General features: G+C 62.6%; 24 protein-coding genes. 15 read left to right on the plus strand and 9 right to left on the minus strand.

What is annotated here, in order from left to right; all coding sequences use genetic code 11:
* The 5 genes from PH256_RS07390 to PH256_RS07410 all read left to right on the plus strand — a co-directional run.
* On the plus strand, positions 1 to 183 hold a 183-nt coding region (locus PH256_RS07390; protein WP_270913596.1), incomplete at its 5' end, for a hypothetical protein.
* A complete protein-coding gene (locus tag PH256_RS07395; protein WP_270913597.1) occupies positions 153 to 1,040 on the plus strand; it encodes an aldose 1-epimerase family protein in 888 nt (295 codons plus the stop codon). The genes PH256_RS07390 and PH256_RS07395, both read left to right, overlap by 31 nt.
* Positions 1,041 to 1,119: 79 nt before the next feature.
* A complete protein-coding gene (locus PH256_RS07400) occupies positions 1,120 to 1,869 on the plus strand; it encodes a tRNA threonylcarbamoyladenosine dehydratase (protein ID WP_270913598.1) in 750 nt (249 codons plus the stop codon).
* Between the two features lie 40 nt (positions 1,870 to 1,909).
* Positions 1,910 to 2,395 carry a MarR family winged helix-turn-helix transcriptional regulator gene (locus PH256_RS07405; protein WP_270913599.1) on the plus strand — a complete coding sequence of 162 codons (486 nt, stop codon included), beginning with the start codon at positions 1,910 to 1,912 and terminating at the stop codon, positions 2,393 to 2,395.
* Between the two features lie 38 nt (positions 2,396 to 2,433).
* Positions 2,434 to 3,648, plus strand: a complete 1,215-nt coding sequence (locus PH256_RS07410) for a MalY/PatB family protein (protein WP_270913600.1) — start codon at positions 2,434 to 2,436, stop codon at positions 3,646 to 3,648.
* Between the two features lie 131 nt (positions 3,649 to 3,779).
* Here PH256_RS07410 and brnQ read toward each other — a convergent pair whose 3' ends face one another.
* The 4 genes from brnQ to acpP all read right to left on the minus strand — a co-directional run bounded on the left by brnQ (position 3,780) and on the right by acpP (position 8,488).
* Positions 3,780 to 5,096, minus strand: a complete 1,317-nt coding sequence (brnQ, locus tag PH256_RS07415) for a branched-chain amino acid transport system II carrier protein (RefSeq protein WP_270913601.1) — start codon at positions 5,094 to 5,096, stop codon at positions 3,780 to 3,782.
* A 306-nt stretch (positions 5,097 to 5,402) separates the two neighbouring features.
* Positions 5,403 to 6,479: a hypothetical protein gene (locus PH256_RS07420; RefSeq protein ID WP_270913602.1), complete on the minus strand. Its 1,077-nt coding sequence runs from the start codon at positions 6,477 to 6,479 to the stop codon at positions 5,403 to 5,405.
* A gap of 229 nt (positions 6,480 to 6,708) precedes the next feature.
* A complete protein-coding gene (gene proS, locus PH256_RS07425) occupies positions 6,709 to 8,148 on the minus strand; it encodes a proline--tRNA ligase (RefSeq protein WP_087183031.1) in 1,440 nt (479 codons plus the stop codon).
* A 109-nt stretch (positions 8,149 to 8,257) separates the two neighbouring features.
* Positions 8,258 to 8,488, minus strand: coding sequence for an acyl carrier protein (gene acpP / locus PH256_RS07430; protein ID WP_058964107.1), 231 nt, complete (start codon positions 8,486 to 8,488; stop codon positions 8,258 to 8,260).
* A gap of 271 nt (positions 8,489 to 8,759) precedes the next feature.
* Here acpP and dapF point away from each other — a divergent pair, with 271 nt between their 5' ends.
* The 3 genes from dapF to PH256_RS07445 all read left to right on the plus strand — a co-directional run bounded on the left by dapF (position 8,760) and on the right by PH256_RS07445 (position 11,083).
* On the plus strand, positions 8,760 to 9,590 hold the full coding sequence (dapF, locus tag PH256_RS07435; protein WP_270913603.1) for a diaminopimelate epimerase: 831 nt from the start codon (positions 8,760 to 8,762) through the stop codon (positions 9,588 to 9,590).
* A 166-nt stretch (positions 9,591 to 9,756) separates the two neighbouring features.
* Positions 9,757 to 10,161 carry a pyridoxamine 5'-phosphate oxidase family protein gene (locus PH256_RS07440; protein WP_270913604.1) on the plus strand — a complete coding sequence of 135 codons (405 nt, stop codon included), beginning with the start codon at positions 9,757 to 9,759 and terminating at the stop codon, positions 10,159 to 10,161.
* A gap of 355 nt (positions 10,162 to 10,516) precedes the next feature.
* Positions 10,517 to 11,083, plus strand: coding sequence for a 6-carboxytetrahydropterin synthase (locus tag PH256_RS07445; RefSeq protein WP_270913606.1), 567 nt, complete (start codon positions 10,517 to 10,519; stop codon positions 11,081 to 11,083).
* Between the two features lie 101 nt (positions 11,084 to 11,184).
* Here PH256_RS07445 and PH256_RS07450 read toward each other — a convergent pair whose 3' ends face one another.
* The 5 genes from PH256_RS07450 to PH256_RS07470 form a co-directional block, all read right to left on the minus strand.
* The gene (locus PH256_RS07450; RefSeq protein WP_270913607.1) at positions 11,185 to 12,549 is read right to left on the minus strand and encodes a murein hydrolase activator EnvC family protein; all 1,365 of its coding nucleotides are present in this window, start codon (positions 12,547 to 12,549) and stop codon (positions 11,185 to 11,187) included.
* Positions 12,550 to 12,706: 157 nt separating this feature from the next.
* Complete coding sequence (gene gpmI / locus PH256_RS07455) at positions 12,707 to 14,227, minus strand: 2,3-bisphosphoglycerate-independent phosphoglycerate mutase (RefSeq protein ID WP_270913608.1); 1,521 nt, start codon at positions 14,225 to 14,227, stop codon at positions 12,707 to 12,709.
* A gap of 69 nt (positions 14,228 to 14,296) precedes the next feature.
* Positions 14,297 to 15,064, minus strand: coding sequence for a triose-phosphate isomerase (gene tpiA, locus PH256_RS07460; protein ID WP_087185498.1), 768 nt, complete (start codon positions 15,062 to 15,064; stop codon positions 14,297 to 14,299).
* Positions 15,065 to 15,172: 108 nt separating this feature from the next.
* The gene (locus PH256_RS07465) at positions 15,173 to 16,381 is read right to left on the minus strand and encodes a phosphoglycerate kinase (RefSeq protein WP_087185497.1); all 1,209 of its coding nucleotides are present in this window, start codon (positions 16,379 to 16,381) and stop codon (positions 15,173 to 15,175) included.
* Between the two features lie 140 nt (positions 16,382 to 16,521).
* Positions 16,522 to 16,743, minus strand: a complete 222-nt coding sequence (locus PH256_RS07470; RefSeq protein ID WP_270913610.1) for a hypothetical protein — start codon at positions 16,741 to 16,743, stop codon at positions 16,522 to 16,524.
* 55 nt (positions 16,744 to 16,798) lie between these two features.
* Here PH256_RS07470 and PH256_RS07475 point away from each other — a divergent pair, with 55 nt between their 5' ends.
* From PH256_RS07475 to PH256_RS07505, 7 genes are all read left to right on the plus strand, one after another.
* Positions 16,799 to 17,812: a zinc dependent phospholipase C family protein gene (locus PH256_RS07475; RefSeq protein WP_270913611.1), complete on the plus strand. Its 1,014-nt coding sequence runs from the start codon at positions 16,799 to 16,801 to the stop codon at positions 17,810 to 17,812.
* A gap of 300 nt (positions 17,813 to 18,112) precedes the next feature.
* Positions 18,113 to 19,855 (plus strand): aryl-sulfate sulfotransferase, encoded by a 1,743-nt coding sequence (locus PH256_RS07480; RefSeq protein WP_270913612.1) that lies wholly within the window; start codon positions 18,113 to 18,115, stop codon positions 19,853 to 19,855.
* Between the two features lie 312 nt (positions 19,856 to 20,167).
* Positions 20,168 to 20,899, plus strand: coding sequence for a sigma-70 family RNA polymerase sigma factor (locus PH256_RS07485; protein ID WP_270913613.1), 732 nt, complete (start codon positions 20,168 to 20,170; stop codon positions 20,897 to 20,899).
* Positions 20,896 to 21,888, plus strand: coding sequence for an anti-sigma-I factor RsgI family protein (locus PH256_RS07490; protein WP_270913614.1), 993 nt, complete (start codon positions 20,896 to 20,898; stop codon positions 21,886 to 21,888). The genes PH256_RS07485 and PH256_RS07490 overlap by 4 nt, the downstream gene beginning before the upstream one ends.
* Positions 21,889 to 22,019: 131 nt before the next feature.
* Positions 22,020 to 23,330 carry an anti-sigma-I factor RsgI family protein gene (locus PH256_RS07495; RefSeq protein WP_270913615.1) on the plus strand — a complete coding sequence of 437 codons (1,311 nt, stop codon included), beginning with the start codon at positions 22,020 to 22,022 and terminating at the stop codon, positions 23,328 to 23,330.
* Entirely contained in the window at positions 23,320 to 24,009 is a 690-nt protein-coding gene (locus PH256_RS07500) for a polyphosphate polymerase domain-containing protein (RefSeq protein WP_270913617.1), read from the plus strand. The genes PH256_RS07495 and PH256_RS07500 overlap by 11 nt, the downstream gene beginning before the upstream one ends.
* A 22-nt stretch (positions 24,010 to 24,031) precedes the next feature.
* Entirely contained in the window at positions 24,032 to 24,703 is a 672-nt protein-coding gene (locus PH256_RS07505) for a DUF4956 domain-containing protein (protein ID WP_087183935.1), read from the plus strand.

Here is a 24,703-nt window from a genome sequence, read left to right on the forward strand (position 1 = left end):
CGGTTTCGTATTTGGCGTGCGGGCGGGTGCACCCCGCCCGCTCTGGTTCCAGAATATTCCGCAAACGTGCCAATCGACACTCTTGGAATTTTGCCTCGGGTGTACTATACTTTAGATAACGTCTTTACCAAAAAGAAAGGGGCAGCGTTTTTATGCAGCATACCATTGAAAATGAATTTTTGACCGTCACCGTGGAGTCCAAGGGTGCCGAGCTGGTGAGCGTGGTGGACAAGGCCACCGGCGCCGAGATGATGTGGGACGGCCAGAAGGATGTGTGGCCCCGCCGCGCACCCATCCTGTTCCCCTACTGCGGCAAGCTGAACGGCGGCCACTACACCCTGGACGGCGAGACCTACGAGGGCGGCCAGCACGGCTTCGGCCGCGACCTGGAGCACGAGTTTGTGGGTGCCGAAAACGGCGTGATGCGCTTTGTGCTGCGCTCCAATGAGGCCACCCGCCAGAAGCTGCCCCGGGATTTTGCCCTGGAGAGCACCTTCACCCTGACCGGCCGTACCCTGCGCCAGACCATCACCGTGACCAACACCGGCGACAAAGAGCTGCGCTTCGGCTTCGGCTTCCACCCGGGCTTCGCGCTGCCCTTTGACGACAAGCACACCACCGCCGACTACGAGCTGCGCTTTGACGCGCCCCAGACCCCCGTGGTCATCGAGACCGGCGCCACCAGCGGCCTGGTCACCGGCGCCACCCGCGTGCTGATGGAGAACAGCGACGTCATCCCCATGGACGACCGGATGTTCGACCACGATTCCATCTGCATGAGCAAGCTGACCGCCAAGACCCTGAGCGTGGTGGAGAAGGACACCGGCCGCCGCATCACCGTGGACCTGGAGGGCTTCCCCTACACCCTGATCTGGAGCGCCGTGGGCAACCCCGAGCTGCACTTCGTGTGCATCGAGCCCTGGCACAGCCTGCCGGACACCGAGACTGCCACCGGCAACTGGAACGACAAGCCCTGCGCCGCCGCCCTGGCCGCCGGCGAGAGCTGGAGCACCGACCTGAACATGACCTTCGAGCGCTGAGCGAGCGCCGGGCCGGGGGAACATGCCCCCGGCCCTTTTTCATCCAAACGATTTACCCCCAAAAGGAGAACCAAGACCCATGAGCATCGCACCCTTTGAACGGCGCACCGCCCTTCTGCTTGGCGAGGAGGGCGTGAACGCCCTGCACGCCGCCCACGTGATTCTGTTCGGCGTGGGCGGTGTGGGCGGCTACGTGGCCGAGGCCCTGGCCCGGGCAGGCGTGGGCCGCCTGACCCTGGTGGACGACGACACCATCGCCGACTCCAACCGCAACCGCCAGCTGATCGCCCTCACCGACACGGTGGGCCGCAGCAAGGTGGAGGTGGCCGCCGAGCGCATCCGGGCCATTAACCCGGACTGCCGGGTCCAGGCCCGCGCCCTGTTTTACATGCCGGACACCGCCGATCAGATTCCCTTTGAGGGGGCCAGCTATGTGGTGGACGCGGTGGACACCGTGACCGCCAAGCTGGAGATCATCGGCCGGGCGCTGGCTGCCGGGGTGCCGGTGATTTCCAGCATGGGCACCGGCAACAAGCTGCACCCGGAGCTGCTGGAGCTGACCACCATCGAGAAGACCACCGCCTGCCCTCTGGCCCGGGTGATGCGCCGGGAGTGCCGGGCAAGGGGCTACAGGAACATTCCGGTGGTGTATTCCACCGAGCCCGCCCTCACCCCCAAGCAGCTGGACGGACCGGCCGAGGTGCCGGGCGCTGCGGTGCGGGCAGGCAACCCCAAAAAGCAGACCCCCGGCAGCGTGAGCTTTGTGCCGGGGGCGGCGGGGCTGATCATCGCGGGCAAGGTGGTGCGGGACCTGACCGGCCAGCCCTGAGGACTCGGTGCAGGCAAAACAAGACGGGAGGAACACGGCTGTGAACGACGAAAAGCGCAGTGAATTGCTGGAGCAGGTATGGAACCAGCAGAACCAGGCCTACGACCTGATGTGTGAATACGACGCCATGCCCCACCGCTACGGCGCGTGTATGCTGTATCAGGCCCAGGCCCATATGATCGACCTGATTGCCCTGTACCCGGGCATCACCGCGGCGGATCTGGCCAGCATTCTGCGCAAGACCCCCAGCGCCTGCTCGCAGACGCTGCGCAAGCTGCGGGAGAAGGGGCTGGTGGAGCAGCTGCGCAACGCCGAAAACAACCGCCAGTACAAGCTGCAGCTGACCGAGAGCGGTCAGGCCCTGTACCGGGACCACGCCGCCTTCAGCGCCGACTGCCAGCAGCGAACCTTTGACCGGCTGGCCGAGTTCACCGAGGAGGAGCTGGCGCTTTATCTGCGGGTGCAGCAGCGCATCAACGAGGCCTACGCCGACGATGTGCGCCGCAGCCGGGAGGTGTTTGCCTGAAAGCGGGCACCCTTTGCGCGGAAAAGGAGACGAGTGCAATGAAATACGATTTTACTTCCATCATTGACCGGCGGGGCTTTGATGCAACTGCTGTTGAAGGCATCGGCCAGAGGTACTGGGGCAGTGAGCCGGAGGCCCCGAAGCAGGGGTTTGACTCCATCCCCATGTGGGTGGCGGATATGAATTTTGCCACCTGCCCGGCGGTACCGGCTGCCATCATCCGGCGGGCGGAGCATCCACTGTACGGTTATTTTCAGCCCCGGGAGGAATACTTTTCCAGAATCATAAGCTGGCGAACCCGCCGCAACGGCTTCGTCGATCTGAAAAAGGAATTCATCGGCTACGAAAACGGGGTGCACGGCTGCGTGACCAGCGCGGTGAAGACCCTGTCGGCCCCCGGCGACAGAATTCTTCTGCACAGTCCGGTCTATGTGGGCTTCAAGGCGGATGTGGATATGCTGGGGCGGGTGCCGGTGTACAGCCCCCTTGTGCTGGATGAGCAGGGGATATGGCGGATGGACTATGAGGACATGGACTGGAAGCTGCGGGAGAACCAGATCCATCTGGCCATCTTCTGCTCGCCCCACAACCCGGCGGGCCGGGTGTGGGAGCGCTGGGAGCTGGAAAAGGCCATGGAGGTGTTCGAAAAGAATCAGTGCCTGGTAATCAGCGATGAAATCTGGGCGGACATTGTGTACACCGGTCATAAGCACACCCCCACCCTGATGGTGAACGACTGGGCAAGAGAGCACACGGTGGCGGTGTATGCCCCCTCCAAAACCTTCAATCTGGCGGGTCTGACCGGCAGCTATCACATCATTTACAACCAGTATCTGCGCGACCGGGTGACCGGCGAGGGAAACTCCACCCATTACAACGAGATGAACGTGCTTTCCATGCATGCGCTGCTGGGCGCCTACAGCCAGGAGGGCGAGGAATGGGTGAAGGAGCTGCTGCAGGTACTGGAGGGCAACTGCCGCTATGCCTATGAGCACATCCGGGAGCATTACCGGGGCGTGCAGGTTTCCATGCCCCAGGGAACCTATATGCTGTTCCTGGACCTGACCGAATACTGCAGCCGCACCGGCCGCACGCTGGATGAGATTCTGAAGGCCGGCTGGGCGGTGGGCGTCGGCTGGCAGGACGGCCGGGCCTTCCGGGGACCCTGCCATATCCGAATGAATGTGGCTTCGCCGCTTTCCCGGATTCAGGAGGCCTTCCACCGGCTGGACAAATATGTCTTCAACGACTGAGCAGCGGCAAAGGATTTTTCTCTTTTCCAGAATACAAAACAAAACACAAGGCCCCCGCGGGGCGGCAGTACAGCCGCTGCCCTGCGGGGGCCTTGTGCATGTTGGGGAGAAAATGCATATAGAGGAGAAAATCAGAATTTGCGGCGGCGGCCCAGACCCAGGCAGCTGGCCAGCGCGCCCAGCACACCGCCCAGAACGGCGGGCAGCAGCCAGTAAAGGCCCTCGGTATACAGGGGCAGGCCTTCGAAGAAGGCCGCCACCGGACCGCCCAGCAGCTTTGCCTGCACCAGAGCGCCGGGTACGCTCATCAGAATGGTGAAGGCCACTGCCACCGGGTAGCACAAAGGCGCCTTGCCGGTGATGCGGTGGGCGAGGCCCAGCGCGATGAGCACGATGGCCACCGGGTAGATGGCGCTGAGGATGGGCACCGAGATGGCCAGGATGGTGTCCAGCCCGGCGATGGAAACAAAGAAGCTGATCACCGCGAAGATGACCACCCAGGCCTTGTAGGGGATTTTGGGCCACTGCAGGCTGAAGTATTCGCTGCAGCAGCTGAACAGACCGATGCAGGTGTTCAGGCAGGCGATCACGAAGATCAGGCCGAGCAGAGCGGTGCCCGCCGGGCCGTACATCCAGCTCATCAGATTGGTGAGCACGCCCGCGCCGTTGGAGTAATTGTCGAAGCTGCCGCCGCTCACCGCGCCGATGTGGGCCAGCGCCGAGTAGACCACAAGCAGCACCGCACCCGCGATCCAGCCCGCGCGGATGGTGTGGCGCACCACCGATTTTTCATCGGTCACGCCCCGGTTTTGGATGTTCAGCGCGATGATGATGCCGAAGTTCAAGGCGGCAATGGTGTCCATGGTCTGGTAGCCGTCCACAAAGCCCTGGGCCACCACGTTGCCGGTGTAGTTGCCGCTGGGCACACCGTAGCCGCCGGGGGCGTTCACAAAGCAGCCTGCCACCATAACGAAGATCAGCACCAGCAGGATGGGCCCCAGCGCCTTGCCCAGCCGGTCGGTGAGCTTTTCCGGCTTGAAGGCCACCAGCATGGCCACCGCGAAGAATACGAAGGAGTAAACGCACAGCACCCAGAGGGGAGCGTTTGGCCAGAAGGGGCTCACCGCCATTTCAAAGGAGGTGCTGGCGGTGCGGGGGATGGCAAGCCCCGGCCCGATGGAAACATAGATGAGCAGGGTGAACAGCCAGGCGAACTTTTTGCCCACCCGGCCTGCCAGCACCGGCAGCCCGCCGGACTGGGCCACCGCCACCACGCCCAGAACGGGCAGGCCGATGGCGCTCATGGCAAAGCCGATCATGGCGGGCCAGGTATCGGCGCCCGCCTGCGCGCCCAGAAAGGGCGGAAAGATCAAATTGCCCGCGCCGAAAAACATGGAAAACAGGGTCAGGCCCACAAAGAAGCAGTCCCTTTTGGATAATCGCTGCACGCTGCTCCCTCCTTATAAGAAAGCGTCATAAGAAAGCGTTGAATCGCTGTTTGAAAAAACTAAGTTGTTCCAGTGTAGCATAAAAACGAACACTTGTCCACGACAGAGCTGTAAATCGCCCCGGTCAAACCGGCAAAGACGGACGAATCACAGGGATAATTTGCACAAAAAAGTTGAGCAAACCCGGCAAATCGGACAAAAACATATCTTGTCAATAGGCGAATTGGCTGAAAAAGGAGAAAAAACTTTGGCAGAAGAAAAAGACGGAAAAAACCGCGCCCGGATCAATCCGGGCGCGGTTGGCATTCACAGCCGGTGGGCGCTTTGCAGCCAGGTGCGGCTCACCGGGCCAGTGTCGTCCGGCACAAGGCCGAAGGTGTATTCCATGGCCACGGTGCCGCTTTCCAGCGGCAGGGTCAGGGTGGCGGTGACCACGTCGCCGGTGCGGCTGTAGGCGATGGCGTTCGGGTCCGCGTCCAGCAGCGTTTTGATCTCCTCACAGCCCGCACAGGGGGCGGGCAGCGGCTCCTCTGTGTTTTCCAGTGCGGCGGGGGTCGGGTCCTCGCCGCTGATCCGGTCGGTGAAGTCTGCCCGGAAAATGGTGCCTGCGGGGGCTTCGGTGGAGCCGTCCTCCGCCAGGCCGAACCAGCCCTCGGACCGGGCATACAGGTAATTGGCCCATTCCTCGGCGGTCAGTTCGGTTAAGGGATCGTCAAGGTCCCGGAAGATGCCGGAAAGGGCCAGCGCCCGGGTCTGGTGCTGCAGCATCACCCACTGGTTCCGGGTCAGGCCCAGCTCCACCTGGGCCGGGTCCGGGCTGGGCTCTGGTGGCTCGCCGCCCATGTAATAGCGCCAGCCGTCCGCGATGGTCCAGCCCGCTTCTTCTTTCAGGGCCAGATACACGTAGTCGGCTGTGCCGTCGGAATACTGGGGCCCGCAGAGAATGGCCTCGGGGGTGTATTCGGTGGTGGTCCGCACCATCAGCAGGCAGCCGCCCGGGTCGGTGATGCAGTCCAGGCAGCTTCTGCCGTCCAGCCAGGGGGTGTTGTCGGTCAGCGGGATCTGAAGGTCCGCCCACTCCTTTGGCGGGATCACCTGCACGCTGTCCAGCCGGGCGGTCAGGTACCGGCCCGGACGGTCCCAGTCGGCCCGGAACCGGGTCTCCAGCACATCGGTGATGGCGGCCAGCTCCTCCTCGGTGGGCTGGAGAGGCTCCGGCAGCGGGTCCGGCAGGGGGATGGTGGTGGGCTCGGGCGTGGTGCTCTCGGCGGCCGCCGAGCCGGACGGAGCCCCCGAGGACGCGGGCGCGGCGGGGGCGCAGCCGGTGAAAATCAGCCCGGCACAGAGGGCCAGGGCGGCGAAACGGAACAAGCTGCGGGTCATGGAAAATCCCTCCTTTTTCGGGGAGTGGGAGAAAAAGATCGTTAAAAAATACTCCTCTTACCCTGAAAACGAACCGGGGGCCCCGCTCATTGCACAAACTGGATAAAATGCTGGGCGGGGAGAAGGAGAAAAATCCCCGCGTTTTTTGTACAGAACAGAAAACCCGCCCCCTCGGACACTTCCGAAGGGACGGGTGTTGTTGCAAAATGCGGGCTGCAAAGGGTGCGGCTTAGTAAGCCTTGCCCCAGTAGACCATCAGGTTGGCAGGCTTGCCGCAGCAGGGGCAAACGTCGCTGATGTGCTCCTGCTCGAAGGGCATGCAGCGGCTGGACAGGCCAACCTCTTCCTTCATCTTCTCCTCGCAGGCCAGGTCGCCGCACCACATGGTCTTGATGTAGCCGTTGTTCTTCTCGGCCAGCTCCTTGACCTCGTCCATGGTGGTGGCGCTCCAGGTGCGGTTCTCGCGGTTTTCCAGAGCACGGTTGTAGATGTTCTGAGCCAGCTCATTCAGCAGGCGGGGGATCTCGGTCTCCAGGTCATCCAGGCTCACGAAGTACTTCTCGCGGGTATCGCGGCGCACCAGCACGCACTGGTTCTTCTCGATGTCCTTGGGGCCGATCTCCAGACGCAGGGGCACGCCCTTCATCTCCCACTGGCTGAACTTCCAGCCGGGGGAGTTATCGCTATTGTCCAGCTTGACGCGGGCAAACTTGGAAACGCGGGCGGCCAGCTCCTCGGCCTTCTCGGTCACGCCGGGCTTGTGGGCGGCAACGGGCACGATGACCACCTGGAAGGGGGCGATGGCGGGAGGCAGAATCAGGCCCTCGTCGTCGCCGTGGGTCATGATGATGGCGCCGATCAGGCGGGTGGACACGCCCCAGCTGGTCTGGTGGGGGTACTGCAGGGTGTTGTCACGGCCGGTGAACTGCACGTTGAAGGCGCGGGAGAAGCCGTCGCCGAAGTAGTGGCTGGTGCCGCTCTGCAGGGCCTTGCCGTCGTGCATCATGGCCTCGATGGTGTAGGTGGCCTCAGCGCCGGCAAACTTCTCCTTGTCGGTCTTCTTGCCCTTTACCACGGGGATCATCAGGTAGTTCTCGCAGAAGTCGGCGTAGGTGTTCAGCTGCTGCTCGGTCTCCTGCTTGGCCTCCTCGGCGGTCTCGTGGATGGTGTGGCCCTCCTGCCACCAGAACTCGCGGCTGCGCAGGAAGGGACGGGTGGTCTTCTCCCAGCGCACCACGCTGCACCACTGGTTGTACTTCATGGGCAGGTCGCGCCAGGAATGCAGCACATGGGCGAAGTGGTCGCAGAACAGGGTCTCACTGGTGGGGCGCACGCACATGCGCTCTTCCAGCTTCTCGGTACCGCCGTAGGTGACCCAGGCCACCTCGGGGGCAAAGCCCTCCACGTGGTCCTTCTCCTTTTGCAGAAGGCTTTCGGGGATGAAGATGGGCATGGCCACGTTCTCGTGACCGGTGGCCTTGAACATGCCGTCCAGAATGTGGGTGATGTTCTCCCAGATGGCGTAGCCGTAGGGGCGCAGGATCATGCAGCCCTTTACGGTGGAGTAGTCCACCAGCTCGGCCTTCAGGCATACGTCGGTGTACCACTGGGTAAAGTCCTCGTTGATGGGGGTGATGGCCTCCACCAGTTTCTTCTTCTGCTCGCTCATTTGCTTTTTCCTTCCTTACTCGTCGCCTCGGAACCCCCGGGCAAAAATAAGCCCCCCAGGCGGGCCGGCCGGCCTGCCGGAGAGGCAGCATGATGTGATTGGGGTGGGATCAGGTGTTGTCTTCCACGTAGCGGACCACATCGCCCACGGTGTGCAGATTCTCGATCTCCTCGTCGGGGATCTCCACGCCGAACTCATCCTCCAGGCTCATGACCATATCGACCACGTCCAGGCTGTCGGCCTCGAAGTCCTCCAGGATGTTGCTGTCCATGGTGATCTTTTCCTCGTCGATGTCCAGCTGCTCCGCCAGAAGCTCACGGATGCGCTCGAAAGTATCCATATTCCAAAACTCTCCTTATTATATGCCCGGATGCCGGGTTTGTTCAGGGCAGCGCCGCCTGAGCCGTTAGGCGTGAACCGTGCGGGGCTGCCTTTTGATTACTATACATTTTATAGCGTATCTGTGGAACCTTGTCAAGGGTTAAATCTTTAAAACAAGGCAAAAAAGGCCTGCGAAGCCGCTTCTTGTGCGCCGGGCCAAATCCGGCTATAATAAAAGCAGAATCAACGGGCCGCTGCTGCGTGCCCGAACGCGACAGGAGGGGATGGGCATGCGGCTGGAATTCACCAAAATGCATGGCTGCGGCAACGACTACATTTATCTGGATTGTTTGAAGGGCATGATCGACAATGCCCCCGAGCTGGCCCGGCGGTTAAGCCCCCGGCGGTTCTCCGTGGGGTCGGACGGGCTGATCTGCATCGCCCCCTCCCAGGTGGCCGACGCCACCATGCGCATGTTCAACGCCGACGGCAGCGAGAGCGCCATGTGCGGCAACGGCATCCGCTGCGTGGCCCAGTGGCTGTATGAGCACAAGGTGGCCGGGGACGAGATGACCATCGAGACGCTGGCGGGCATCAAGCACCTTTCCCGCAAGGGCGAGGGCATCTGGCAGGTGGAGATGGGCGCCGCCGAGTTCGAGCCTGCCCTGGTGCCGGTGAAGGGCCTGGGGCCGGACCCGGTGATCAACCGGGCCATTGCGGTGGATGGCCTGCCCTGGCAGGTGACCGCCCTCTCCATGGGCAACCCCCACTGCGTGACCGTGGTGGAGGATGTGCAGAGCCTGGACCTGGAGCGCATCGGCCCCGGCTTTGAGAATCACCCGGCTTTTCCCGAGCATGTGAACACCGAGTTCATTCAGGTGATGGGCAAAAACCACCTGGCCATGCGGGTGTGGGAGCGGGGCAGCGGCGAGACGCTGGCCTGCGGCACCGGGGCCTGCGCCTCGGCGGCGGCCGCGGTGATGCTGCGGCTGTGCGAGCCGGATACCGACATCGCCCTGGACCTGCCCGGCGGGCGGCTGACCATCCGGGTGGGCCAGGACTGGCAGATCCGGATGACCGGCCCGGCCAAGACCGTTTACACCGGCGTGGTGGAAGTGTGAGTGCCTTTTATAGAAGGAACAGGCACGAACATGTACGGTGGTGCCGTAATAAATTTGTACTTGCACCCCGGGGGATGGATGCTATAATAGAAGAAAAGCGGCCTGAGCCGTGCGGCAAGGCCCCAGGAGGGGGCGGCGGACCAGGCACGCTGGGAGAGAGGGATTCATGATGGATGAATTGATGGAGCTTTTAAAGGCAAGACCCACGATGTATCTGGCCACTGTGGAGGGCTACTGCCCCCGTGTGCGCCCCGTGAACCACTATATGATTTATAAGGGTTACTTCTACCTGGCCCTGTGCAAGGACAAGGAAGCCTACAAGCAGCTGCTGGACAACACCAACCTGGAGCTGTGCGTGGCCACCGGCGAAGAGACCTTCCTGCGCATTCAGGGCACCGTGAACTTCGACCGCAGCCCCGAGACCTACGCGGCGGTGTACGAAGCCATGCCCGACCTGAAGGAGGCCTACAAGGCTGACAGCGGCAAGCATCTGGCCCTGATTTACCTGGATCACATCAGCGCAGTGCTGTTTGACCGGCAGGACGAGGGCAAGATCCTGGCCAAATTCTGATTCCTACATAAGCAAAACAAGCGCCCGCGCCGGCTACAAACCTGCGCGGGCGCTTTTGTGTGCCTGCCCTCAATGAACAAAATTGAAACGAAAACCGCCGTTGTTTGGAACAAAACAGCGGCGGATTTTTTGTATAGAATGGCTTATTTTCAAAATTGGATCAAAATAATAGGAATTATTCTTGACAATAGGAGAAAAAGCGTGTATCATCTAATCAGGAAATATTCCTGTTAATGCTTTTCTCCCAAGCGCCGAAGCCATGAACGGGCCGAACAGGCGAGGCCGCATCCCCGGCGGCCGGGGCGAAAAGCTCCCCAAAACGCAAGCAATCAAAAACAGTTAAGGAGGTTATCTTATGAGAAGTATCACCAAATTGGATCTGCAGTATGCCCACCGTTTTTATGGCTTCAAGGGCGAAGCCCAGTATCTGCACGGACACACCGGCGTGCTGACCATTGAAGTGGAAGACACGGTGGAGCCGGGCGTGAACATGGTGTTCCCCTGCAACGAGATTCAGAAGACTGCCTGGGAAGTGCTGAAAAACTTTGACCATGCGCTGATTCTGCGAGAGAATGACCCCCTGCTGCCCGCGGTGCTGAAGGTGTATGAGGAGCAGGGCATCCGCGGCGGTGCACCCCAGAACCAGATGAAGGGCCCGGCCTTTAAGACCGAGCTGGCCACCGCCTACCCGGAGTGCCGCCTGGTGGTGACCAAGGAGACCCTGACCGTGGAGGGCATGATCAAGATCGTCTACGACCTGCTGAAGGACAAGCTGAACATTGCAAAAATCACCTTCACCAGCGGCGTGAACGCGGCCAGCGCCGAGTTCGAGACCCATAACAACATCGACCGCTGCCCTCTGTGCGGCATCGCCCTGAACGAGAACGGCGTGTGCCCCAAGTGCGGCTACAAAAAGCCCTGATGTGAGACTGCAACGGCCCTTTCCCCCAAGGCCATAAGAAAAGTCCCCGCCCCGGATTGTTCCGGGGCGGGGACTTTTGTGTCTGGAAAACAGGGGAACGGTCAGGGGGAGACGTAGCCCAGCGGGTCCACCTTCTGGCCGTTCTTGCGCACCTCAAAGTGCAGGTGGTTGCCGAAGGAGAAGCCGGTGTTGCCCACGCCGCCGATGGTCTGGCCCTTCTTCACCGTCTGCCCGGCGCTCACCGCCAGGCTGCCCTCGGTCATGTGGGCGTATACGGTGGAGATGCCGTCCGAGTGGTTGATCAGGGCCCAGTAGCCGTAGCTGGAGTTCCAGCCCGCCAGCAGCACGGTGCCGTCCGCCGCTGCCACGATGGGGGTACCCTTGGGGGCGGGGATGTCGATGGCGTAATGGGGGCTGCCGTAGATCACCTCACCAAAATGGGTGGACAGGGTGGAGTAGCCGGGCAGCGGCCAGGTCATGGACAGGCCGGTGCTGGGCGCCTGGGTGGGCGCGGGCGTGGGAGCCGGTGTGGGGGCAGGGGTGGGGGCAGGGGTCGGTTCGGGCGTGGGCTGGTTTTCGCCGCCCTCGCTGCCGTCGCCGGTCTCGCCGCCTTCACCGGTTTCGCCGTTCTCACCGTCCGGGGCAGGGGTAGGCTCCGGCGTGGGTTCCGGAGTCGGCTCGGGTGTGGGCTCCGGCGTGGGGGCCGGGGTCGGGGTGGCCTGGGCCTCCGCCTTGGCCAGCGCGTCGGCGATCTGCTGCTCCAGCTGGGCTTCGGCGGCCTGCAGCTCCTCCTTGCGCATCTCATATTCCGCCTCGTAGGCAATCTGCTCGGCGGCGCCCGCACTGATCTGGCTGTCCAGCTTCTGCACCTGGGACTGGTATTCCTTGCGGGTCTCTTCCAGCTGCTGCTGGTTTTCGGCGGCGGTGGTGCGTTTGCCCTCCAGCTCCTCGGTCAGGTCCTCCAGGGCCTGCTTCTGGGTCTGTAGCTCGGTGAGCAGGCTGTCGGTGTAGCTGCTCAGCTGCTGCAGATTGGAGGAGAAGGTGAGCAGCTGATACAGGCTGTTGGCCTGCAGCATCAGCGATACCCCGCCGGAATCGCCCAGCTTCTGCATGGCCTGCAGCTGGCCCTTGTATTCGGTCATGGTCTCGTCGTAGCTCTGCTGGGTGGCGGTGATCTGCTCCTCACACTGGGCGATCTGGTCCTGGATATCGGCCTGGGCGTCGCTCAGGCTGTTGATCTGATTCAAAAGCATCTGGGCCTGCAGTTCGGCCTGGGCCTTGGCGTCCATGTCCTCCTGCACGTCCTCGGCGGCCTGCTGGGCCTGGCTCTGGGCCTGGTCCACCTTGTTCTGCAGGTCCTGGATGTCCTCCTCGGTCACCTCGTCCTGGGCAAAGACCAGGGTGCCCGCCAGCATCACAGCGGCGGTGAAGGCTGCGCCGGCGCGCAGAAGCCAACGCTTGCTCATATAAAATCCCTCCTCGCAAGTGGGTTAATGATGTTGAAATTACATAATTTTATCATTTTAATCATACACCGTCAAGGGGGAGTTTGTCCCGCAAAAAAATTGAAAAAAATGTGAAAAAAGCCCCCGGCCAAAGGCCGGGGGCAGAAAAACCGGAAAATTACTCGATGATGCTCTTGCCGGTCATCTCTTCCGGCTGGGGCAGGCCCATCAGCTTGAGCATGGTGGGAGCGATGTCCGCCAGAACGCCGCCCTCGCGCAGCTTCACGTCACCGGCGCCGGCCACCAGGAAGGGAACCGGGTTGGTGGTGTGAGCGGTGAAGGGAGCGCCGTCGGGCTCACGCATCTGGTCGGCGTTGCCGTGGTCGGCAGTCAGCAGAACCTGACCACCAGCAGCCAGAACAGCGTCGATCACCTTACCGGCGCAGGTGTCCACAGCCTCAACGGCCTTCACAGCGGCCTCAAAGATGCCGGTGTGACCCACCATGTCGCAGTTGGCGAAGTTCAGGATGATCACGTCGTACTTGCCGCTCTCGATGCGCTTGACGCACTCGTCGGCAACCTCGAAGGCGCTCATCTCGGGCTGCAGGTCGTAGGTGGCAACCTTGGGGCTGGCAATCAGAGCACGGTCCTCGCCCTCGAAGGGAGCCTCCACGCCGCCGTTGAAGAAGAAGGTCACGTGAGCGTACTTCTCGGTCTCGGCGATGCGCAGCTGGGTCTTGCCGCACTTGGCCAGGTACTCGCCCATCACGTTGGTCAGGCTCTGGGGCTTGAAGGCAACCTCCACGTTGGGCATGGTGGCGTCGTACTGGGTGAAGCAGACGTAGTTCACGGGGAAACGGCCGTTCTTGCGCTCGAAGCCGGTGAACGCGTCGTCCACGAAGGTGCGGGTGATCTCACGGGCACGGTCGGGGCGGAAGTTGTAGAAGATCACGGTGTCGCCCTCGGATACGCGGCCGCCCTCGCAGGTCACGGCGGGGACCACGAACTCGTCGGTCACGCCCTCGGCGTAGCTGTTTGCCATCACCTCAGCGGGAGTGCCCTTCACGCCCTCGCCGTATACGAAGGCAGCGTAGGCCTTCTCCACGCGGTCCCAGCGGTTGTCGCGGTCCATGGCGTAGTAACGGCCGGAGATGGAAGCGATCTTGCCCACGCCCAGCTCATCCAGCTTGGCCTGCAGCTCGTCGATGTAGCCCTTGCCGGAATCGGGGGGAACGTCACGGCCGTCCATGATGGCGTGCACGTAAACCTCGGTGGCGCCCATGTCCTTGGCCATGTCCAGCAGGCCGAACAGGTGCTGGATGTGGCTGTGAACACCGCCGGCGGACAGCAGGCCCATCAGGTGGATGGCCTTGCCGTTTTCGATGGCAGCCTTCATGGCGTTCACAATGGCCTCATTGGAGCGGATGGAACCGTCCTGGATGGCCTTGGTGATGCGGGTCAGCTCCTGGTACACGATGCGGCCGGCGCCGATGTTGGTGTGACCAACCTCGCTGTTGCCCATCTGGCCGTCGGGCAGGCCCACGTCCATGCCGGAAGCACCGATGGTGGTGTAGGGGCAGGTGGCGAACAGCTTGTCCAGATTGGGGGTTTTGGCGGCCACGATGGCGTTGCCCTCGGTCTTGTTGGGCACCCAGCCGAAGCCGTCCAGAATGCAGAGCATCAGGGGTTTCTTAGACATAATGGATTACTCCTTATCAAAACTGTAAAAAACGCGCCGCCCCAAAGACGGCGCGTTATAACAAAAAGCTTACTTGCTGGCAGCAGCCACGATGGTGGCGAAAGCGTCGGCCTTCAGAGAAGCGCCGCCGATCAGGCCGCCGTCCACGTCGGGCTTGCCCAGCAGCTCCTCAGCGTTGCCGGCGTTCATGCTGCCGCCGTACTGGATGGTGGTAGCCTTGGCAACAGCCTCGCCGTACAGCTCGCCCAGCACCTTGCGGATGGCAGCGCAGACTTCCTGAGCCTGGTCGCTGGTGGCAGTCTTGCCGGTGCCGATGGCCCAAACGGGCTCGTAAGCGATGACCACGTTGGCCATCTGCTCAGCGGTTACGCCGTTCAGAGCGATCTTGGTCTGCATGCGGACCAGCTCCTCGGTCACGCCCTGCTCACGCTGGGTCAGGTTCTCGCCCACGCATACCAGCACCTTCAGGCCGGCGTTCAGAGCAGCCAGGGTGCGCTTGTTCACGGTCTCGTCGGTCTCGGCGAAGTACTGACGGCGCTCGGAGTGGCCGGTGATCACGTACTCAACGCCCAGGTCAACCAGCATGTCGGCGCTGATCTCGCCGGTGAAGGCGCCGCTCTTCTCGAAGTGCACGTTCTCGGCGCCCACATGGATGTTGGTGCCCTTGGTCTTCTCCACGGCGGTGACCAGGGTGGTGAAGGGGGTGCAGATCACAACTTCGCAGTTGGCGTCCTTCACAGCGGGGATCAGAGCGTCGATCAGCTCAACAGCCTCGGTGGCGGTCTTGTTCATCTTCCAGTTGCCGGCGATGATGGCCTTGCGGTTTGCTTTATCCATGGTGAAATTCCTCACTTTTCTTGTTGATGGTTCCTGCGGATGGTATGAACCGGAAAATGCCCCAGCCGCCCGGCGAAAGGGGGGCGACTGAGGCTTTGGGTTCAAAACTTAGGCGTTCTGGATGCAGGCGATGCCGGGCAGCTCCTTGCCTTCCAGGTACTCCAGGGAGGCGCCGCCGCCGGTGGAGATGTGGGTCATCTTGTCGGCGAAGCCCAGCTGCATTACGGCAGCAGCGCTGTCACCACCGCCGATCACGGTGGTGGCGTCGGACTCGGCCATGGCCTTGGCAACGGCCAGGGTGCCGGCAGCCAGGGTGGGGTTCTCGAACACGCCCATGGGGCCGTTCCAAACAACAGTCTTGCTGGCCTTCACGGCGTCAGCAAACAGCTTCTCGGTCTCGGGTCCGATGTCCAGGCCCATCATGCCGGCAGGCATAGCGTCGGCAGCAACCATCTTCACGTCGATGGGAGCGTCGATGGGATCGGGGAAGGAAGCGGCCACAGCGGTATCAACAGGCAGCAGCAGCTTTACGCCCTTCTCCTCGGCCTTCTTCATCATTTCCTTGCAGTAGTCGATCTTCTCGTTGTCCACCAGGCTGGAGCCAACCTCGTAGCCCTTGGCAGCCAGGAAGGTGTAGGCCATGCCGCCGCCGATGATCAGGGTGTCCACCTTCTCCAGCAGGTTGCTGATCACGTTCAGCTTGTCGGCAACCTTGGCGCCGCCCAGGATGGCGGTGAAGGGACGAACGGGATCGTTCACGGCGTTGCCCAGGTAGCGGATCTCCTTCTCCATCAGGTAGCCAACAGCGGTGTCCTTGATGTAGTCGGTCACGCCGGCGGTGGAGCAGTGAGCGCGGTGAGCGGAGCCGAAGGCGTCGTTCACATAGCAGTCAGCCAGGCTGGCCAGCTCTTCGCTGAACTCGGGCAGGTTCTTGGTCTCCTCCTTGCGGAAGCGGGTGTTCTGCAGCAGCACCACGTCGCCGTCGTTCATAGCGGCAACAGCGGCCTTGGCCTGCTCGCCCACAACGTTGTCGTCGTTGGCGAACACAACGTTCTTGCCCAGCAGCTCGCTCAGGCGCACGGCCACGGGAGCCAGGCTGAACTTCTCTTCGGGGCCATTCTTGGGCTTGCCCAGATGGCTGCACAGGATGACCTTGCCGCCATTCTCGATCAGCTTCTTGATGGTGGGCAGAGCGGCAACGATGCGGTTATCGTTGGTGATCACGCCCTCCTTCATGGGAACGTTGAAATCGCAGCGCACCAGAACGCGCTTGCCCTTAACGTCCAGTTCCTCAACGGTTTTTTTACCTAAGCCCATTGTTCTTTCTCCTCTCATTTTTGAAAGTATCCCAAAGGGAACGGCCGCCCGCGCCAACCGGTGCGGATAGCCGCTTTGTCATACCTGCCCTTATTATAAACAACTTGCGCCGATTTCGCAAGTTTTTTCTTGTTACTCTTTTAACGAAATACGCCTCTTTCCGGCTGCAAAATCTGGGCGGTATGCGCTTTTTTGTAAAAAAACGGGAAAGAAACCGAAGGCTGGGGCAAAGCATCTGCGGCAAGGCAAAAATCGTGAAAAGAATTGGCAAACCTGCTCAGAGCCCCGGCAAATGTGATACAATAAAAATATAAGCCCGCGCCCGTGCCCGAACCGGGTGCGCGCGGAAAACGCCGGTTCATCCGCCGCCCGCAAAAAGCGAAGCGGCTTTTCTTCACTGCAAAGGAGGCAATGCGTATGCCGGGCCTTGTGACCCATTGTGTGTTCGGCGCCCGCACCCTGGCCCGTCTGCCGGACTGCGGGGCAAAGCGGGCCGCCCAGCGGCATTCCCGGGCCTTTTTCCTGGGGTGCCAGGGGCCGGACCTGTTTACCTACAATTTTCTGCGGCTGGCCTTTTCCAACCACCGGAACCTGGGGGCCTACCTGCACAACCACCGGGTGAAGGCGCTGTTTCTGCAGATGTTCGCCTGCCTGCCCGAGTCGGAGCCCGAGCGGGGAGTCTGCCTTTCCTATCTGGCGGGGGCCTACTGCCACTATGTGTGCGACAGCGTGTGCCACACCTTTGTGTACGCCCGCACCGGCTACGACCCGGCCCACAAGAGCGCCCGCTACTATGGCCGCCACGCCGCGCTGGAAAGCGATATCGACGCCTGGTACATGGCCCAGTGCGGCTACAGCTACACCCGGCTGCGCCAGGAGCAGGTGTTCCGGCTGAACGAGGCCGAAAGCCAGCTGGTGAGCAAGTATCTGGCGCGGGTGCTGCAGGGCACGTTGGGCGATTTGTTCCCGGTGCGCTCGCCCTTCCGCCCGGCCTTTGTGCGCCGGGCCATGACCATGGCCTCGTTTGAGTCCAGCCTGCTGCACGACCCGAACGCCCAGCGGCGGCAGATGGTGGAAAAATTCGAGAACAAGGTGATGAAGTTCCCGCTGCTGTCGGCCAAGTTCATCACCGACGCGCCCAGCAGCATGCCGGACCCCATGAACCTGGGCCACGCGTCCTGGCGGGATCCCTGGAAGCCCCAGCGCCTGTTTACCGACAGCTTCGACGAGCTGTTCTGCAAGGGGCTGCGGCTGGCGGTGTGGCTTTTACCCCAGATGGACGACCCGGTGCGCTTTCTGATGATGACCGGCGACACCAACTACCACGACGACCGGGTGCTGGCGCCCAACTTCCAGCGGCTGGAGCGGGCGGTGGCCGCGGGCCAGGCCGAAGCGGGCCGTCCCGCCCCGGCGGCAAGCTGCGTTCGCTGAGCGAACTTCTGTTACGGCAATTCCGCACCATTTTGGCGGGATACGCCGCCTGAGCCGCAGGATGTGAATGGCGCGGTGCTGACTGAAAAAGTCCCTCTTTCCGGCTTGGAAAGAGGGACTTTTTGTCGTTTTGGTCATGGGATTATTAAGAAAGAGCAAAAAAATTTGAAAAACCGATGAAAACCGCAAAAAAGGCCCCACAGAGCGAAAAAAACGCTGTATAATATCTGCGCGGCGACTGCCCCTGAGGGAGGGGCGCGTCAGACAGGAATAAAACAGAATGAGAAAGAGGATTGCACCATGAAAAAGAAGATCCTTGTGGGGGCGGCGATTCTGGTCGTGCTGGCCGCGGTGATTCTCACCGGCGTGCTGGTGGTCTCCAAGTATCTGGTGGGCGGCGAAAAGCGCACCCGGGACAAATGGGAGGTCGAGACCGGCACCTACACCTTCACCGACGATGAGATCAACGTGCAGATGTACCGCCAGCCGGTGGAAGCCAGCATCGAGGTGGCCCAGATCCTGCCCGGCGAGTATGAGCAGGAGGGCTTTACTTACTACGATGAAGAGGTGCAGCAGCGCCTGGCCCAGAGCCTGATGACCATGATGGACCGGGGCGGCTTCACCATCAGTGAGCCCCTGGCGGTGCTGAACCCCTTCGGCACCGGCTCCAACGGCCTGTATCTGTACTTCACCACCGACTACAACTGCCAGATCCGCTATACCATCACCACCGATGACGAGAGCATCCCCGCCTACACCGCCACCGCCAACTCCGCCCAGGAGTACGGCAAGGTGCAGGAATTTCTGCTCATCGGCCTGGTGGCCGGGCAGGAGAACCAGGTGACCCTGGAGGCGGTGAACAAGCAGGGCGAGGTGAAGGAGAGCTTTACCTTTACCATCCAGATGCCCGGGACCACCTCCGGCCATGCCAACCGGCTGGAGGCCACCGAGGGCGACAGCACCGCCGAGATGAGCGAGGGCCTGTTCTACGCCATGGGCCTGAGCGACTACTACGGCTACACCTTCTTCTTTGACAACGACGGCATCCTGCGCTACGAGATGCTGCTGGACGGCTACCACTCCGACCGCATCCTCAGCCTGGGCGACCAGATTCTGGCCTGCGTGGGCAGTAATAAAATCGCCCGCATCAGCCGCATCGGCCAGGTGCTGCAGGTGTATGACCTGGGCCGCTTCGAGCTGCATCACGACTTCAACTGGGGCCCGGACGGCGAGCTGGTGGCCCTGGCCACCAACACCGAGGGCGAGACCGTGGAGGACCAGCTGATCTCCATTGATATGGAATCCGGCGAGGTGACCCTGCTGGTGGATTTCAGCGCCCTGATGAACGACTACTTTGTGACCACCGAAAAGGTGGCGGCCAACAGCTCCTTCTTCTGGCAGGCAGGTCTCTGGGACTGGCTGCACCTGAACTCGGTGCAGTACCTGGAAGAGGAGGACGCGGTGGTGGTCAGCTCCCGTGAGACCTCCACCATCATCAAGGTAAAGAACGTGCACGAGGAGCCCGCCATCGACTGGATGATCGGCGACGATGCCTTCTGGGAGGGCACCGAGTTTGCCCAGTACAGCCTGACCCAGGAGGGCGATTTCACCCCCCAGTACGGCCAGCATGACGTGACCGTGATCTACGACTCTCAGCTGCCCGAGGGCCAGTATTACCTGCGCATGTTCGACAACAACTACTGGGCCAACAGCACCCGCACCGGCTATACCCCCAGCCTGCCGGATTCGGTGGGCCAGGCCCTCACCGAGGACGAGAGCATCGTGAGCCACGTCTACTACTACCTGGTGGACGAGAACGCGGGCACCTTCCAGCTGGCCTGGTCCTTTGACGTGCCCTACTCCAGCGTGGTGTCCAACGCGCAGCTGCTGGAGGGCGGCAACTATGTGGTGAACAGCGGCGTGCCCCAGGTCTACGGCGAGTACGACTCGGAGGGCAACCTGATCCGCCAGTTCCAGTACCACAGCATGATGAACGGCTACCGGGTCATGAAGGACGACTTCGTGGGCTACTGGTTCCGTTAAAACAAAGGTTAAACGCAGAAAAAGAAACAGCGGCCCCGCGCCCGGAAGCTTTCCGGGTGCGGGGCCTTTTTTGCTGCGTCCGGTTAAGGGGAAGAGAAGCGGCTGACAGGGCGAAAAAGAAGCTTGACCCAAGGTAAAAGCCGGGTAAAGAGCAGCGAAAAACTGGGTAAAAACCAGGCCGGGAGGCCCACAAGCGCCCCGGGGCCTTGGTATGATGGAAAAAAACCGGAAAATGAGCGGCCCGGCCCCGGTTTTGCCGCCGCCCGTTTCGTATTCTGTAATACCACGCCCGGGGAAAGGAACGACCACCCTATGCAGACCGACCACGCCATTCTGGAGCAGGTGGCTCAGGCCAAAACCAGCCTGGAGCGCGCCGACGAACTGATCCGGCAATACCAGCCCTTCATCAAGGCCCAGGCCAGCCGGGCGCTGGGCCGCCTGTGCACCGAGCAGGACGATGCCTTCAGCATCGGGATGATCGCCTTTCACGAGGCCATCCGGGGCTACAGCCGGGCACGCGGCAGCTTTTTGCAGTATGCGGCTCTGGTGATCCGCAGCCGGGTGCGGGACGAGCAGCGCCGGGAGCGCCGCCACGCCCCCCACGCCCGGCTGGACCAGCCCGGGCCGGAGGAGGGCCAGACCCTGGGCGAGCGGCTGGCCGACCCGGAAAACCCGGTGGACGCCGCCGAGGGACGGCTGGCCACCCAGGCGGAGATCCGGGAGCTGACCGCGACCATGGTGGAATTCGGCATCGCCCTTTCGGATGTGGCCGAAAACTGCCCCCGCCAGCAGCGCACGCTGGAGGCCTGCAGGCAGGCGGTGCGCTACGCCCGGGAGCATCCCGAGCTGCTGGAGGAGCTGCTGCGCACCAAAAAGCTGCCCATGGCACGGCTGTGCGAGGGCTCCGGCGCGGCCCGCAAAACGCTGGAACGGCACCGCAAATACATCACCGCCCTTCTTTTGATCTACACCAACGGCTACGAGATCATCCGGGGGCACATCTGCCAGATGCTGGCGCCGCAAGGAGGTGAACGCCCCGCATGAAATACCTTGTGATGGAGGCAAGGCCAAGCTACGCCATCCTGCTGGATGAGGAGGGCCGCTTCGTGCGGGCCGCCAACCTTCACTATGAGCCGGGCCAGACGGTGGAACACATCGTGCCCATGCGCACCCGCGCCCCCAAAAGCAAGGGGGTGCTGATCTGGCTGCCGGGTGTGCTGGCGGCCGCCTGCCTGGTGCTGATGGCGGCAGTGCTGCTGCGGGCGCCCATTACCCCCTATGCCTCGGTGTATCTGACCATCAACCCCCAGGTGCGCATCGACGTGGACCGACAGAGCGTGGCCCGTGGGCTGGAGGGAGTGAACCCGGACGGTCAGGCCCTGGTGGAGGGCTACGACTGGAAGGGCAAGCATCTGGACCAGGTGACCGACGAGCTGATCGACCGGGCGGTGGACATGGGCTATCTGGCCCCTGGCGGGGCCATCACCATCGACCTGGAGGCGGAGGATGAGGACTGGACCCACCAGACCAACCAGACCCTGCAGGCCCATCTGGAGGAATACCTGCAATACCAGAACCTGCGGGTCACGGTGCAGGTGGGCCAGAGCGTGAGCATCCCGGTGGCCACCGCCGCGCCCACGGCAGCGCCCGCACCCACCGCCGCACCCACGGCGGTGCCTTCCCCGGCCCCCAATGACTCCGGCTACGGGGATTCTGCTTACGGCACGGCCCCCGGAGCTCCCGCCGCCGCGCCCCAGACCGGCGACTCGGGTTATGGCGAGGAGGGGGATTCCGGCTACGGCACAGCGCCCACCGCGGCCCCGGCTCCCGCGCCGGAAACCGGCGATTCCGGCTATGGAGATTCCGGCCAGGTTGCCGCCCCGGTACCTACCGCACCACCCGCGCCCGCCGCCACCCCAGTGCCCGCCACCCCGGTTCCGCAGGGCGGCGACTCGGGCTACGATGCGCCCCAGCAGGGCGATTCCGGCTATGACCAGCCGGAGCAGGATTCCGGCTACGACGGGGACGACTGAAAAAGTTTTAAAATTTTTCGTTTCCGACCCCGGTTTTGCCCCCACGGGCTGCGTAATCTATGTCAGAAGCCAGGACAAACGGCTGAAGAAATCATAAAACAACAAATCACAGGAAAAAAGGAGACGATGGTATGACCAGAAAGAAACTGACCGCACTGCTCGGCGCCGGGTTGGCGCTTTCCATGGCCGTGTGCCTGCTGGCTGGCTGCTCCAAGCCCGCCCAGAGCACCGCCACCGCCGCCGCGCCCGCGGCCCTGAGCCAGGGGGGCGTGATCTATCTGAAGGTGAACCCGGAGATCGCCGTGCGCTACGATGACAAGGGCATGGTCACCAGCCTGGAGGGCCGCAACCCGGACGGCAAGGAGATCCTGACCGGCTACACCGGCTATGAGGGCAAGGAGTGCAAGGCCGTGATCGGCGAGCTGGTGGCACGCATCAACGAGGCCGGCTACTTTGTGGAAGAGGTGGAGGGCGAGAACCGCCAGATCACCCTGGAGGTGGCCCGGGGCTCCAGCCTGCCCGCCGATGATTTCCTCAGCGACATCGTGGAGCAGGTGCAGACCTACACCGCCGCCCAGCAGCTGTCCAGCCCGGTGGAGGTGGACGGTGAGAGCAACTACGGCTGGACCGACTACGCCGACACCGATTACGGCCCGGACAACGACGGTGTGACTGATTACGGCGCCACCGACTACGGCCCGGACAATGACGGCATCACCGATTATGCCGAGACCCAGCGCTCCGGCGGCGCGGCCACCCCGACCCCGGCAACTCCCGCCCCCGGCACCACCGATTATGGCGACACCGACTACGGCCCGAACAATGACGGCGTGACCGACTACAACGACACCGACTACGGCCCGAACAACGATGGCGTGACCGACTACAACGACACCGATTACGGCCCCAACAATGACGGCGTGACCGATTACAACGACACCGACTACGGCCCGAACAATGACGGCGTGACCGACTACAACGACACCGACTACGGCCCGAACAACGACGGCGTGACCGATTACAACGACACCGACTACGGCCCGAACAACGACGGCGTGACCGACTATAACGACACCGACTACGGCCCCAACAATGACGGCGTGACCGATTACAACGACACCGATTACGGCCCGAACAACGACGGCGTGACCGATTACAACGACACTGACTACGGCCCGAACAACGACGGTGTGACCGATTATAACGATGATGGCGATTCCGGCTACACCGCTCCGGCTCCCGCTCCCGCGCCCACCGCGGCCCCGGCACCCGCACCGGACGATGGCGACTCCGGCTACGGCGATTCCGCCTACACTGCCCCCGCGCCCGCTCCGGCGGCTCCGGCACCTGCACCGGACAATGGCGATTCCGGCTATGACGACGGCGGCGACTCCGGTTACGACGCACCGGACGACGGCGGAGATTCCGGTTATGACGACTGACCGCCCGCCGGTCTGGCGGCACGAATACAAGCACTGGATCACCCCCCAGGAGGACTGGGTGCTCACCCGGCGGCTGGAGCGGCTGTTTGAGGCCGACCGGCACGCCGGGCCGGGCGGGGTGTACCGGGTGAACAGCCTTTACTTCGACACCCCCGCCGACACCGCCCTGCGCCAGAAGCTGGACGGGGTGGACCGGCGGGAAAAGTTCCGGCTTCGGTACTACGGGCAGGACACCGGCTTTCTGCGGCTGGAAAAAAAGAGCAAGCAGAACGGCCTGTGCCAAAAGCAAAGCGCCCGGCTGAGCGAGGAAGAGGTGCGGCTGCTGCTGGCCGGGCAGATCGACTTTCTCTTGCACAGCGGCCGGCCCCTGCTGGTGGAGCTGTACAGCAAAATGCGCGCCGGGCTGCGCCCGCGCACCGTGGTCTGCTACGACCGGCAGGCCTTTGTGTACCGGCCGGGCAACGTGCGCATCACTCTGGACCGGGCGCTGCGCCGGGGCAACGGGCTCGCCGATTTTCTGGACCCGGAGGCCCTTGCCTGCACCGTGGCCCCGGGGGGCACCATTCTGGAGGTAAAATACGACGCCTTTCTGCCCGATCTGGTGCGCATGGCCGTGCAGGTGCCCGGCCGACGGGCGGGGGCATGGTCCAAATACGCGGCCTGCCGCAAATGGGAATGAGCGGTGAGCCGGGAGGGGTTTTATGACGTTTCAGGATATCTTCCGTTCCAGCTTTCTGGACAATTCCGCCGCGGTCAGCCCGCTGGATATGCTGCTGGCCATGGCGCTGGCTCTGGCGCTGGGGTTGTTCATCTTTTACATCTACAAAAAAAGCTACTGCGGCGTGATGTACGCCGCCAGCTTCGGGGTCACGCTGGTGGCCCTCTGCCTCATCACCACCCTGCTGATTCTGGCAGTCACCAGCAACGTGGTGCTGTCGCTGGGTATGGTGGGCGCCTTGTCCATCGTGCGGTTTCGCACCGCCATCAAGGAGCCCATGGACATCGCCTTCCTGTTCTGGAGCATCGCGGCGGGCATCGTGCTGGCGGCGGGCTTTGTGCCGCTGGCGGTGCTGGGCAGTCTGCTCATCGGGCTGGTGCTGGTGGTGTTCGCCGGACGCAAAAGCGCCGACCGGCCCTACATTCTGGTGCTGCACTGCGCCGGAGATGCCGCCGCCCGCGCCGCTGCCGCTTTTCTGGAAGAGGCGGTGGCCGCCCACTCGCTGAAAAGCAAGACCGTGAGCGCCCGGGGCACCGAGCTGAACTACGAGGTGCGGCTGCGGCAGGAGGACGCCTCCTTCGTGGAGCAGCTGGCCGCCATGGAGGGCGTGGAGGAAGCGGTGCTGGTATCCTACAACGGGGACTATATGGGGTGA

Origin of the sequence: Allofournierella sp. CML151 (assembly GCF_027853465.1) — a bacterium.
Taxonomy (GTDB): domain Bacteria; phylum Bacillota; class Clostridia; order Oscillospirales; family Ruminococcaceae; genus Allofournierella.